Annotated in this window: 10 protein-coding genes and 1 tRNA gene; 4 read left to right on the top strand and 7 right to left on the bottom strand. The window is 41.2% G+C overall.

Annotated elements, in window-relative coordinates; genetic code table 11:
• Positions 1–147: 147 nt before the first annotated feature.
• Positions 148–522, bottom strand: a complete 375-nt coding sequence (locus tag VCM39_RS11275; protein WP_005800179.1) for a hypothetical protein — start codon at positions 520–522, stop codon at positions 148–150.
• A gap of 1 nt (position 523) precedes the next feature.
• Positions 524–1,288 carry a hypothetical protein gene (locus tag VCM39_RS11270; RefSeq protein ID WP_017141539.1) on the bottom strand — a complete coding sequence of 255 codons (765 nt, stop codon included), beginning with the start codon at positions 1,286–1,288 and terminating at the stop codon, positions 524–526.
• On the opposite strand from VCM39_RS11270, the gene VCM39_RS11265 reads away from it, so the two are divergent.
• Positions 1,274–1,516, top strand: a complete 243-nt coding sequence (locus VCM39_RS11265) for a hypothetical protein (protein ID WP_007667361.1) — start codon at positions 1,274–1,276, stop codon at positions 1,514–1,516. The two genes, VCM39_RS11270 and VCM39_RS11265, sit on opposite strands and share 15 nt — an antisense overlap.
• Positions 1,517–1,545: 29 nt before the next feature.
• Here VCM39_RS11265 and VCM39_RS11260 read toward each other — a convergent pair whose 3' ends face one another.
• The 3 genes from VCM39_RS11260 to VCM39_RS11250 form a co-directional block, all read right to left on the bottom strand.
• Positions 1,546–1,959, bottom strand: coding sequence for a hypothetical protein (locus VCM39_RS11260; protein WP_005800177.1), 414 nt, complete (start codon positions 1,957–1,959; stop codon positions 1,546–1,548).
• Between the two features lie 46 nt (positions 1,960–2,005).
• Complete coding sequence (locus VCM39_RS11255; protein ID WP_005800176.1) at positions 2,006–3,265, bottom strand: site-specific integrase; 1,260 nt, start codon at positions 3,263–3,265, stop codon at positions 2,006–2,008.
• A 274-nt stretch (positions 3,266–3,539) separates the two neighbouring features.
• A tRNA-Lys gene (locus tag VCM39_RS11250) sits at positions 3,540–3,612 on the bottom strand.
• Between the two features lie 117 nt (positions 3,613–3,729).
• On the opposite strand from VCM39_RS11250, the gene ettA reads away from it, so the two are divergent.
• From ettA to VCM39_RS11235, 3 genes are all read left to right on the top strand, one after another.
• Entirely contained in the window at positions 3,730–5,424 is a 1,695-nt protein-coding gene (gene ettA / locus VCM39_RS11245; protein ID WP_025866443.1) for an energy-dependent translational throttle protein EttA, read from the top strand.
• A gap of 218 nt (positions 5,425–5,642) precedes the next feature.
• A complete protein-coding gene (locus VCM39_RS11240; protein WP_322932655.1) occupies positions 5,643–8,324 on the top strand; it encodes a TonB-dependent receptor in 2,682 nt (893 codons plus the stop codon).
• Positions 8,325–8,352: 28 nt separating this feature from the next.
• Positions 8,353–9,753, top strand: a complete 1,401-nt coding sequence (locus tag VCM39_RS11235; protein ID WP_322932656.1) for a choice-of-anchor J domain-containing protein — start codon at positions 8,353–8,355, stop codon at positions 9,751–9,753.
• A 136-nt stretch (positions 9,754–9,889) separates the two neighbouring features.
• Here VCM39_RS11235 and VCM39_RS11230 read toward each other — a convergent pair whose 3' ends face one another.
• Both VCM39_RS11230 and VCM39_RS11225 read right to left on the bottom strand, forming a co-directional pair.
• Positions 9,890–10,963, bottom strand: a complete 1,074-nt coding sequence (locus VCM39_RS11230) for an endonuclease/exonuclease/phosphatase family protein (RefSeq protein ID WP_322932657.1) — start codon at positions 10,961–10,963, stop codon at positions 9,890–9,892.
• Positions 10,964–11,227: 264 nt separating this feature from the next.
• Positions 11,228–13,876: an ATP-binding protein gene (locus VCM39_RS11225; RefSeq protein WP_322932658.1), complete on the bottom strand. Its 2,649-nt coding sequence runs from the start codon at positions 13,874–13,876 to the stop codon at positions 11,228–11,230.
• Between the last annotated feature and the right edge of the window lie 10 nt (positions 13,877–13,886).

Here is a 13,886-nt window from a genome sequence, read left to right as displayed (position 1 = left end):
ACCGGAAAAAAGAAAGGTGTTGTACTGTCCAATGTGTGATTCATCGCGCTTGTTTGTACAACACTTTTCTGCGGTTTTGTATGGATGAAAGATTGTTCCGGTTCCGGAAGAATGGGAACGTTTTTTCTACTGATAATAATGTGGCTTTTATTCCGTTATTGAGGTTGGGGATTGAAATGTAAGAACTTCATCTGTTCCGTTATTAATCTGTTCCTGTTCACGCTCTTTACGCCGTATTTCTTTTTCCTTCTTTTTTGTTTTAGTCTTTATTTCCTGTTCTTTAAGGATTTGCTTTAGGGGCTTGACTACATCAGGACGTTCCTTTTTGAAACGTTTATAGAAGATCTCTTCTATAAATTCCGGTAAGGGGGCTTTCCACGGTTCTTGCCGGTGGTTGTCTATCTTGCCGAGTTTATCGGGATTGAGTCCAAGTTCACGGGCCATTTGTACATGGGTATCCGATAGCCGGTGTTTCTTTTGGGCGACTATCCATTTTTCGATCTGGGATTTCTTGATTGCCATATTACTTTTGATTTTCAGACTTTATTGTTTTACCTAAAAACAAACCGGTAACGGATTTTGCACCGAGTTGTATCAGTTTGCATTTCATTTGCGTGAAATTCTCGCCGGAAGAGATAATGTCGTCTATTAAAAATACGTCCCGGCCCTTAAAATAATCGGGATGAAAGATCAAGTTGGATAACTTGTCTTGTCCGTGAGTTCCTTTCATCTGCTCACGGTCTTCTTTTATCCATGTGGCACGAAATCCGTCCACGACTTTAAGTCGACGTGAGAGAAGGCTGCAAAAACGGGCGAAGCGGGTGATGTTCCGTTCACGGGTTGCCGCCGGTATGGGGATCAGCACGGCGTTGGCGGCTTTCTCCTTAAAGAACGGCATCCGGGCGATACAAAGCGAGAAGATCTTGGCGACAAGAGCTGCTTGTCGTCCTTCTTTAAATCTAAATACCAGATTGCTCGTCTTTCTGTCAGATACCGATATGTCCTTGCATCTGGTCGGGTAATAATCGTGGATATAGAAACACAAGGCTCCGTCGATACGCATCTTGCCTTTGAAATGGGTATTGTATGGGAAGAACTGGCGCACGAAATCGCTCTCGAAAGTAAAGTGGAGTATATCACGCCAAAGGGTGAGCGTGGTTTCATCCTGTACCCGATAGAGTTCTCCGTTGATACTTTCTTTATCCGATAAACCAATGCCGATTATCAGGTGGTCATTGAAAGTGTCTTTTGATACAATATACCAATCAAAAGATTGGCAGATGCTCACGATGTCACAGTTATTGGTGCAAAGGAAGTAGAAGGTATTGTCAGACCTCTGGATAATCAGAAACTCGCCGGACATTTCGGAAAGGCGAAAATAGTTGCTGATATGGGCTTCCTCCACCTCGCTGAAGGATACGGATATGGTGAGGTTTTCTATCATGACATTGTTATTTGGCGTAAAGATAGAAATTTCGGGAGAAAAAGAGGCCTTGCCCGTTGGATTTTCGGGTAAGGCTCGCTATTTACAGGTTTCTATGCACGTTAGTTATAAGAAATGGTAGTCCGGTTGCTGTCGGGATGGAAAACAACAAGGACTTCGGGCTTTTTCTCTTGCAGGCGTTTGTACTCGCACAGGGAGTTGAGTACCCACTCACGAAACAGCTTCGTGCAATAGGTGTTGATGCGGAAGCTGAGAAATATGATCGCTTCCAGATTATAATAGGTAACAATGCTTTTGTTCTGTTTCTCGGTTATGGTCACGTCGCCGTCGTAAAGCAGGCGGGATTTGAAGATGGAGCGCACATTGGCGTCTATTGTCTGAACGAACACTCCGAACAGACGGGCAAGTTCGTGCTTGGTCATCCATACGTTGCCGTTCTCTATCTTTACACTGACGATGGGTTGTTCATCCTTGTTTTCCAAACCGGTGATGGTGATGTATCCTCTATTTTTCATAAGGCGTTGTTTTTTAAATGGTGTGACAATATAATGATTTGTTTATTCATACAGCGTTTTGCGCCGTACCTTTTTGCATATTTTTTAGTTTTCGATCCAGCATATTCATGTCATGGCTCAACTTTCTGTCCACCACACGGGCATAAATCTGTGTGGTCTGAATGTTGGTGTGTCCGAGCATCTTGGATACGCTCTCAATGGGAACGCCTTTGGTAAGGCAGATTTCTGTGGCGAACGAATGCCGGGCGAGATGGTAGGTGATCCGTTTGTTGATTTGGCAAATTGCGGCTATCTCCGCCAAATATTCATTCATCTTCTGGTTACTGATTACCGGAAGCAATCTTCCATCTTTCAACTTGCCCTCGTATTTGGCGAGAATATCCAACGGTATTTGCAGTAGGGGAATGAATGATTCCACGCCGGTTTTACCCCTGTCTTTCATAATCCACTTCTTGCCGTCCACCCCGATCTTTATGTCCTCGCTTGAAAGCGTATAGATGTCACAGTAGGGCAAACCGGTATAACAGCTAAAGATGAAAGCGTCACGCACGTGTTCCAACCGCTTTGATTTGAACTCCTTATAATAGATCGTGTCAATTTCCTCCTGCGTGAGATACCCTCTGTCGGTCTTGTCAAAATTGAACCTGAAATTCCCGAAGGGATCAATGAAGCTCAATCCGCTTTTCTGGGCAAACAACAGTATCGTATGGAAACGTTGTACAAATTTCATGGCGGTATTGTTGCTTACCTCACATTCCTGACGCAAATAAAGGTAGAAGTTCTCGATGTGGGTGACGGTGATTTCCTTCACGGGAATGTCCGACAACTTGTATTCCTTTTGCAAGAACTCTATCATCCGCTGCTTGGTCAGTTCGTAGCGGGAATAGGTCTTTTGCGTGGCAGTCTTGCCGACCTTCTTTGCATACTGTTCATTGTGCTGGGTGAAGTAACTGATGAGTGTTTTCTCCTTTTCCTCCAATCCCAGGAATGCGTTTCTGATTTTTTCCGGCAGTGCGTAACCGTCCACGTTCATCATGCGTGTGTAGTGCATGGTGATGGCCGAACGTATCTCGTCCAGTGTCTTGTTAAGTGAGGATACCCTGAGGTTTTCTTTCTTGTCCGCACTCTGTTTGTTGATGACGGCTCTTCCCGTTTTCGTGTCCCAGTTATCGGGGTGTATATCCAACTTGCTGCTGAATTGCACCTGATCACCGTCCACCGTGATACGTACCATTATTACTACATGACCGTTTTTCTTCGGTTCGTTCTTCTTTAAATAGAAGAGTGTCTTGAATGTCGATTTCATACCGTAACTCCTTTCTTGTTGCAAAGTTAATTTGTTCATTCCGTAACGGCTATGACTTTCGACTGCCAATATTCGACAAATGAGCGACTTAGCTATAAATTCGTTACGGTTTTTATCGTAACGGAAAACCGTAACGAATTAGTAACGATTCATCTTCACAGGGTGGCTTTTTGAGGTTCTTTTTCTGTCGTAGGCAGGTAAGAAAAAAGCCCCTTAAACCATTGGTTTAAAGAGCTTTGTCTTAGATTGTCGGAGTATTTTCATTTCTCCTATGTGATCCGCCTGGGGCTCGAACCCAGGACCCCAACATTAAAAGTGTTGTGCTCTACCTGCTGAGCTAGCGAATCAATCCTTATTGCTGTTAAGCGGGTGCAAAGATAGAGGGATTTTTTTAACTGCCAAAGAAAATCTAATATTTTTTCTTATCTTTGTACCAAATTACATTTTACACATTATTATATAATATGGCAACAGTAGACGATAAAAAGATTATTTTCTCAATGGTGGGAGTGAGTAAATCCTTCCAGAATAATAAACAGGTTTTAAAAAATATTTACCTATCCTTCTTCTATGGAGCAAAGATTGGTATCATTGGTCTCAACGGATCGGGTAAATCGACTTTGCTGAAGATTATTGCCGGACTGGAAAAATCCTATCAGGGTGAGGTAGTCTTTTCACCGGGGTATTCGGTTGGCTATCTGGCTCAGGAACCCTATTTGGATAATACGAAAACGGTGAAAGAAATCGTGATGGAAGGGGTACAACCCATTGTTGATGCGCTGAACGAATACGAAGAGATCAACCAGAAGTTTGGTTTGCCCGAGTATTATGAAGACCAGGATAAAATGGATCTGCTCTTTGCCCGTCAGGGAGAATTACAGGATATTATTGATGCTACTGATGCCTGGAATCTGGATAGTAAGTTGGAACGTGCTATGGATGCTCTTCGTTGTCCCCCGGAAGATCAATTAGTGGAAAATCTGTCAGGTGGTGAACGCCGTCGTGTAGCACTTTGTCGCCTGTTGCTACAGAAGCCGGATATCCTTCTTCTTGATGAGCCTACCAACCACCTTGATGCTGAGTCTATCGATTGGCTTGAACAACACTTGCAACAATATGAAGGTACGGTAATCGCCGTAACACATGACCGTTACTTCCTTGATCATGTAGCCGGATGGATTCTTGAACTGGATCGTGGTGAAGGTATCCCCTGGAAAGGTAACTATTCCAGTTGGCTTGAACAGAAAACCAAACGTATGGAGATGGAAGAAAAGACAGCGAGCAAACGTCGCAAAACACTTGAGCGTGAGCTGGATTGGGTGCGTATGGCTCCTAAAGCACGTCAGGCTAAAGGTAAAGCTCGTCTGAATTCTTATGATAAGCTACTGAACGAGGATGTAAAAGAGAAAGAAGAGAAACTTGAGATATTTATTCCCAATGGTCCTCGTTTGGGAAATAAGGTGATCGAAGCTAAACATGTGGCTAAGGCTTATGGTGATAAGTTGCTCTTTGATGATCTTAATTTCATGCTTCCTCCTAATGGTATTGTAGGTATTATCGGTCCTAATGGTGCAGGTAAGACAACCCTTTTCCGTCTGATAATGGGGCTTGATGCCGTGGATAAAGGTGAGTTTGAAGTAGGAGAGACTGTAAAGGTAGCCTATGTAGATCAGCAGCATAAAGATATTGATCCTAATAAGACCGTTTATCAGGTTATTTCCGGTGGTACGGAATTGATTCGTATGGGTGGGCGTGATATCAATGCACGTGCTTATCTTTCACGTTTTAACTTCTCTGGTGCTGATCAGGAAAAGCTTTGTGGAATGCTTTCAGGTGGTGAACGTAATCGTCTGCACCTTGCTATTGCATTGAAAGAAGAAGGCAATGTGCTTCTTCTCGATGAACCTACCAATGATATTGATGTGAATACACTTCGTGCACTTGAAGAAGGTCTTGAAGACTTTGCAGGATGTGCCGTTGTTATTTCGCATGACCGTTGGTTCCTCGACCGTATCTGTACTCACATTCTTGCTTTTGAAGGAGATTCAAATGTGTTCTATTTTGAAGGCTCATATTCGGAGTATGAAGAGAATAAACAGAAGCGATTAGGTAATGAAGAACCGAAACGTGTTCGTTATAGAAAGCTCGTTAATGACTGATATTTATGATATTCTGAAAGCTTTCTAAAGCTTTCAGTTTCAAATGGGAAGCTCCGTGGTTTTACTGCGGAGCTTCTCGTGTTTTATAATGCAATAAAATGTTTGTTACTCTTAAAAATCGACATGAAAATGTAATGTGGTTTTAAATCTTATTAATTATATTTGCACTTCAAAACATTTATTAATTAACAAATTCTATTAACTAACAAACAGAATTTATGAGAAGACATCTAATTCATTTCCTGCTGGTTGCAATACTGACAGTTTGCTCTGCTGCTACTGCCTTTGCCCAGACTACAGTGAAAGGTCAAGTTGTTGATGCTGAAACCGGTGACCCATTGATTGGCGCAGCCGTTATGGCGGAAGGTACTTCACAAGGAACTGTTACCGATCTTGATGGTAAATTTGCCTTAAGTATCGCTCCCAATGCAACATTACTATTTAAGTATGTTGGTTTCAAAGACCTGAAAAAGAAAGTAATACAGAAGGGATCTTCTGTGGATTTAGGTATTGTAAAGTTAGAACAGGAAGCTGTGATGTTGAATGACGTAACAATTACTTCATCTATTGCCATTTCACGTAAAACTCCGGTGGCAGTATCTACTGTTGATCCGGTATTTATCTCAGAGAAGTTGGGTACACAAGAGTTTCCGGAAATATTGAAATCTACTCCGGGTGTATATGCTTCCAAAGATAACGGTGGTTTTGGTGAATCCCGCGTGACTGTACGTGGTTTCGGTACTTCCAATGTGGGAGTGATGATTAATGGTGTCCCTATGAATGATATGGAATGGGGCGGTATCTATTGGTCCAACTGGGCAGGTTTGTCAGATGTAACACGTTCTATGCAGGTGCAAAGAGGATTGGGTGCATCCAAGCTTTCTTCTCCGTCTGTAGGTGGTTCTATCAATGTTATAACGAATTCTACTGACGCACAAAAAGGTGGTACGCTATCCTATGGTGTTGGTAATGATGGATATAACAAAGTATTGTTCAGCCTTTCTTCCGGATTGACAAAAGACGGCTGGGCTTTTTCTGTTTTAGGTTCTAAAACATGGGGTGATGGATACATTCAGGGATGTGAATTTGAGGCATACTCCTGGTTTGTTAATATATCCAAGCGTATTGGGGACAGCCACTCTTTGTCATTGACTGCAACCGGTGCACCTCAGACTCATAATAAACGTTATGATGAGTTGACCATCGAAGAATGGGACAAGCAAAAGAAAGTAAACAAAGGTTTAGGTTATCGTTATAATGCCGCTTTCGGATATGATATTAATGGCAAAGGTATGACCGGTACCAGTTATAACTCTTATCACAAGCCACAGATTTCTTTGAATCATGTATGGGATATCGACCGTAAGTCAAGCCTTTCTTCTTCTGTATACATGTCTATTGGCGACGGTTTTGGATATAGAGGTGTAGGTAACACAGGTAGTTTGTATGGAGCAACATCCGGTATTCCTAATACAACCTATCGTAGAATAGACGGAACGATGGATTATGCTGCTATAATGGAACAAAATGCAGCTTCTGACAATGGTAGCAAAGTAGCTTTGGCCAAAAATATGAATACCCATCTTTGGTACGGACTTCTATCTACTTATACCAACCAGGTAAACGATTATCTGAATTTGCAGGGTGGTATCGATCTTCGCTACTACAATGGAGGTCACAAAGCTGAAATTGTAGATTTGATGGGAGGAGATTTTATTGTCGATCCTGACAGAAAAAATGTAGGATATAAAAAGGATGATACAGCTTGGCAGAATGAACGTCTGGGTGTAGGTGATGTTGTTTATCGTAATTTTGATAGCTATATTGCACAATATGGTGCATTTGGTCAGGCTGAGTATTCTCAGGACAAGCTTTCTGTTATCGTATCCGGAAATGTGAATGCAGCTTCAAACTGGCGTAAAGGTTATTTCTATACAGATAATGAAAAGTCTGCAACGAAAACTAAAGTTGGCTATGGAGTCAAAGGTGGTGTAAACTATAATATTGATAGTCACCATAACGTATTTGCCAATGTAGGTTACTATTCTCGTACTCCATATTTCTCGGGTGGTATCTTCCTTAACTCTCAAACAAGTAATGCGCTCAATCCTAATTGTAAGAATGAAGGTGTATTTTCTTTTGAATTAGGTTATGGATTCGTATCTCCTATTTTCTCTGCCAATTTGAATCTTTATCGTACAACTTGGGATGACCGTACTATCCAAAAACGCTTGTCGGTATCGCAAGAAAGTTCTTACGTATACTTGAATGGTGTGGGAGAATTGCATCAGGGTATTGAACTGGACTTCATTTTGCGTCCTGTTCGTTCGTTGACAATCAATGGTATGTTCTCTTTCGGTGATTGGACGATGACAAAAGACAATGTACTCGGATATATGTATGACGGGCAAGGACAAGCTGTTGACAAAAGTATGAAACCTGTAACTCCTGGTTCGGAAGAACATGCACGGTTGCTTATGAATACAAAAGGCGTTAAGATTGGTAATGCTGCCCAGACAACAGCGTCTTTGGATGTAAATTATGAGATACTGAAAGGTCTTCGTGTTTTTGTCGGTGGATTATTTAATGGTCGCAACTACTCTGAATATGATATTGCGGGTCTGATTACCACCAGTACTTTGAATGGAGATCCGGTAGATGTAGCACAACCATGGCGCATACCTTCTTCTTTTACTTTTGATGCAGGTGTTAGCTATAAGTTTAAGATTGCTGGTATTGATGCAACCTGGACTGCTAATTGCAACAATTTGCTAAATGAACAGTATATTACTGATGCTACAGACAATGGTGCCAAAACCGGTGGTCACGGATGGAAAGATGCAACTGTGTTCTATGGCTTCGGACGTACTTGGTCTATGGGTATGAAGATTAGATTCTAATTTTATGATAATAAAGAATATAACAAGTATGAAAAAGATATTATTGGCAACTGCAGCGTTGGCGCTCGTATTCGTTTCATGTAATCATGAACCCGAATTTGACGGAATGAAAGAATATAGTCCAGGAAACGTTTTGAAACTGGAATTGACCTACGCCGGTGATTACACATCGACAGGTGGATTTCTTGATGGTGAAGACAATCCTGATAATCCTACAGCTCCTGCTAAGGTAAATATAGAAAAATGGATGAATTCCACTTATTATACGGCAGAAAAGGGTTCGGAAGCTACCATTAAATACAATCTGTTTAAAACATCTTATTCTGATGAAGTAGGGTTTAATGAAGATTTCCAAAGAAATTTTGTAAATGGAGCCAATACTGAAATTCAGGGATGGATGAATTATTTCACCGGTGATAAGACTTGGGTTAATAAGATATATAGTGGAAATGCATATACCCAGATGGCTAATGGTGATGCTGAAACTACTGAGGCATGGCTTATTACTCCTAAATACACAGTAGTAAAAGGTGATAAATTCAGCTTTGATGTTTGCGTCGGATATTATAAAGGAGATTGTTTGCAGGTTCTCATTTCTGAAGATTTTTCTGGTTCAAGTTCGGATGTTACTTCCAAATATACTACCTGGAAAGATGTGACGGAGAGCTTTAACATCCCTAAGGAACCAACAAATGCTTATGGCAAATTGGGACCTGCCGGTGAGATAGATTTATCTTCTTATGAAGGAAAGGCTATCAATATTGCATTCAAATACTCTGGTGCTCTTGATACAAAAACTACCACCATTCAGCTGGATAACATCCATATTGCTCGTGAAGTATCAGTGACATCAACTGTAGTGAAAGAGGCACGTGCAGTAGTTGATAACAATAAGAGCACATGGATTGTGACTCTTCCAAGCGATATTCCCGATATCCTGGTGAATGAAGACTTTGAAAAAGGAAAAGATTATGATAATGTTGCTCTGGATGGCTGGTGTAACAGCAAGATGAAGGGTGAAAAATCTTGGGAATACAGATCGTACCAGAATAACAGATATGCCAGTATCACAGCCTTTAATAATGGGGAGTTAGAAGCATGGCTGATTACCCCTGCACTAATTCTGCAGAAAGAAATGGTATTGAACTTTGATTTTGAGTATAGATATCTGGCAGGTGACGTATTTACGTTGATGATTTCTACTGATTTCAATGGTGATCCATCAAACATATCTTCTGCTACTTGGGTTGACATTACACCGGATAACTTGGACAAAACCAATGACAAAGCGTTTACTTCGTATAGTGTAGACTTGGCATCATATATCGGTCAGACTATATATGTTGGTTTCCGCTATATTGGTAATAATGCTACCGGACTTACAACTACTTGTCAGATTGATAATGTATATGTAGGAATTCCTAAATAAGAACCTGACGTTCGATAATTAGAAAGATCGGTTTATAACTAAAAGTGCACCCCAAAAGTCTGATAAAACTTTTGGGGTGCATTCATTTTCGAGACAGCCTCTTTTTTTTCCTGTATTTCAAAGATTGTTTTTTTCCTCAGAATCCCATTCTCATCACCACTGGTTTATGATCGCTATAATCCACTTCCGGAGAGAAATAATCCAACCCTTCAAAGTCTTTTGTGTGTAGGATATAGTCAATCCTCAACAGTTTCTTGAAATAGCGGAAAGTGTACATATATCCATGTCCGCAGGTTTGAAAGCCATCCTTTAGTTTATCACCTTTCATGGTGCGATATGTATAGGATGAAGGCAGTGAGTTGAAGTCACCGCATACTAATGTAGGGTAGGGGGAAGCGGTTATCATCCTATGCAGTTCTGCTGCTTGAGCGGCACGTTTCACAAAATTCTCTTCCAGCCCTGCTGCCAGTTTATGAATTGCATTTTCGGTACCGGTGGTATTCTCTGTGGCGAGTTCTTTTTCTAAAATGCGTTTGTTACTGCTCACCTCTGTTGTCTGGAGATGGTTATTGAAGATACGGATTGTTTTTCCATTCACATTGATATCGCATTGCATACTGCAATTTCTGCTGTCCGGATGCGTGATAAGTACAGTATTCTGGATGGGAAACTTGCTGAACAGAGCTACTTGCAAAATGGACGTTCCGTCTGTTGGTTTAGGGATGGAATAGTAGGGCCATGCAGAAAGAACCTGTTTTATGCTATCCTCATTGAACTCGCGATTGCTGCCAAACTCTTGCATGCACAGGATATCTACACCTTGTTCCTCCATGAAGCGGGCTATCTCTTTACAGGAATATCCGGTCTGATCTCCATTAAAAGCATCTACGTTGTAGGTGGCGAGGGTGAGTGGGGCTTTAGCTGTATCCGGAGAAGAGAGCTGAATAATCCGGTTCAAGTATGCCCAGTTGCCAAGGATGGCGATAAGGGGGATGAGCAGCCATATTCGGAGCCGTGCGGCCCAATAGATAAGTACGATAAGATTTATCAGCAATAATACCGGCAATGCAAGGCCTATAAAGGCAAAGCCGATGTATTTATCCGGAGATACGTAACCGGAGAAAGCTCCTGCCAGTGTTATACCTGCCAATATAAAGGTTATTACAATTGATATGCAATAAAATAGTTTGAATACAGCTCTTTTTCCCATAATTGTTTAATTGACAGTTGACAGTTGATAATTGACAGTTGACGGTTGACAGTTGCTATGCAGTATGACGGTGCTACTCATCTCTTCTGAGAGGGGGGACTTTGGGGAAACTTTTGTGGTGTAATTATTTTTTTTCCTTCTCAATTTGTTTAGAAGATTGCACTGTGCGTTTATATGTCATTGTAATTATGGAGCAGCCTCCTCTCGAGTAATTGGTTACGTTTCCCCCCTACATAGTAACTGTCAATTGTCAACTGTCAATTGTCAACTCTTTAAGTATTTTTTTATAATTGTTTTTAATTTCTCTTGTGCTATCGGCTTTGAGATAAACTCAGTACATCCTGCGTCCGTAGCGGCATTTCTGTCATACTCATAAGCAAATGCACTTTGCATGATGATAGGTACGTCCGGAGATAGTTCGCGAATAATTTTTGTAGCCTCCAATCCATTCAGATTAGGCATTTTGATATCCATTAATATCAGGTCCGGTTTTACCTCTTCAAACATCATAACTACTTCCATACCATCTCGTGCACGTGTCAGATTATAATTCTTTTTCAGTATTGCATTCAGCAGATCATAGTTACTGTCCGTGTCTTCAGCGATGAGAATGCTTGGTTTATCAGTTCCTTTATCGGCATTGCCGGGTTGTGATTCTACGGTAACTGTGTTATCTTCCGTACCTGTAGATAAGGGTGCTTTTTCCAGTGTGGGTGGTTCTGTTTTCATACTGACTTTTGCAGGTAGCCAAAAGCTGAATGTTGTTCCTTTCCCTACTTCTGAGGTTACGGAGATCTCTCCGCCCAGCCGTTCAATGATTGTCTTGCAGATAGAAAGTCCGAGTCCCGTTCCCTGTGCCGTACTATTTAGTTTCATAAAGCGTTCAAATACTTTGTTCACTTTATCTGCTACGATACCTGTTCCTGTATCCGTCACATGGAAGATTATCCTTTCTCCTTCTTGCCGGTATCCATAACTGATACTTCCTTCTGTTGTAAATTTCAAGGCATTTCCTATCAGATTGGATAATACCTGGAAGATACGATTCTTGTCGGAGTCAATAATAATTGCTTCATTTGAAGGCTCGTAGAGTAGTTGTACATCTTGCGGGGTGCGAAATACATGTGCATCATGGATCTCCTTACATAATCCATTCAGCCTTACAGGGGCACAAGTAAATTCTACAATGCCCGATTCTATTTTCGATAAATCCAGTATCTCATTGATCAGTTGAAGTAACCGTTCATTATTGGCATCTACAATGGTATAGTACTCTTGTCTTTCGTCAGCATTTTCGCTTTCTGCTATGAGACGTGAGAATCCTACGATGGCGTTAAGTGGGGTACGTATTTCGTGGCTCATGTTTGCCAGAAAAGCTGACTTCATATTATCCGATGTTTCAGCTTTTTCTTTAGAAATCATCAATTCGCGTTTCATCAGTTCCAGTTGCGTGATGTCCCATTCAATGCTGATGACAACCGGTGAGAAATCTTTCCCCTCTACCTTTATTTTCTGTTTATCCAGGATAATCAGATTTCCATTCTTATCTTTTTCTTCCGTCACCCAGTGTTTGCATTTTCCGGTGGCAGCAACCTCCATATCTTCTTTTCGCTTCTGCTCGGCCACTTCCTGAGGATAGTAGTCGAAATCAGTCATTCCGGTGGTTTCATTCTCAAAACTCATATTTCGGTTGTATGATTCCCGATTACGGTATACATAGCAAAAATCGCTGTTCACATCTTTGACCACAATACCTGCCGGTAGATTCTCCATCGTGGTATCCATGATACTGTTCAGCCGTTTTATCTGCGATTCGTAGTGCAGGCGTTCTGTGATATCATGTGCGAACGACCAGTAACTACTTTCTCCTTCGTCACTTGTCACATGATACATTGTTCCTTCAAAAGCTAATATCTTTTTGTTACCTGGTATCGGCTGGTATGCGATAAAGTTGCAGCAACCTCCTTCGTTTATTTGTTTATATCTCTGCTGCCAGTCCTCGATCGTGTTTATATCACCTGCCAACTCGTATATCTTATACAGATTCAATTTATCTTCTTCTGGTATTCCGTGATTCTCTTTGAATAATCTGTTGGCGAATATCAGCGTACCATCTTCCCGAGCGGCAAAGATACTCTCTTTGGCATTGTTGATAGCATGCGTAAGTGTATTTATATCATTTCGGTGGCGTTGTATGTCTGTCACATTTTGTACATATCCTTCCATGTAGAATGTCCCGTCGGGCAATTCCTCACGGGTATACGTTTGTATTCTCAGATAACACACCTCACCATCATAGCTGATGCGGTAGTTTATGTTATATTCATTAATTTCTTTTTCATTATTCTCCAGCCATTTGGCAAAGAGATTTCTGTCTTCCTCAACTATCATCTCATAGTAACGTTCGATTGGAATAGAACGTTGCTCTTCTTTACAAAGAATACCTGTGTATCCCCAGTAATAGAACATCCGTTCTTTACTGACGTATTTCCATTGTCCGATCTGGGCAGCCTTTTGAATCTCTCTTAATTCATGATTGGTGCGTTCCAGCTGTAGTTTCACATTGCTTCGAGCCGTGATATCCCGATATTGGCAAAGTACTTTATCCTCATAAGGATACATGATACATTTGAAGTAATACGTTCCCTTTGGCAATTCTAATTTATAGTTTTTGCTAACACTTTTTTGTTTGTCTATAACCTGCCGGAAAATCGGGACCAGCTTTTGACGGGTATACAGAGGTAATAAATCAAATATGTTTTTTCCCAATAGTTTCTCTTCCTGCAGAAACCAAAGATTACTGTGTGTATCAATGTCTACGCAAGTCCCATCCTGATCTACCAGTATCATTGTATCAGCTGTGATTTGCAGTATTTTTTTGGCGTTCTGCGCGTCATGCAATGTTCTGTCCATATGGTATTAT

It is taken from the genome of Bacteroides mucinivorans (genome assembly GCF_034654355.2).
Taxonomy (GTDB): domain Bacteria; phylum Bacteroidota; class Bacteroidia; order Bacteroidales; family Bacteroidaceae; genus Bacteroides; species Bacteroides nordii.
This window is presented reverse-complemented; position numbering and strand designations above follow the sequence as displayed.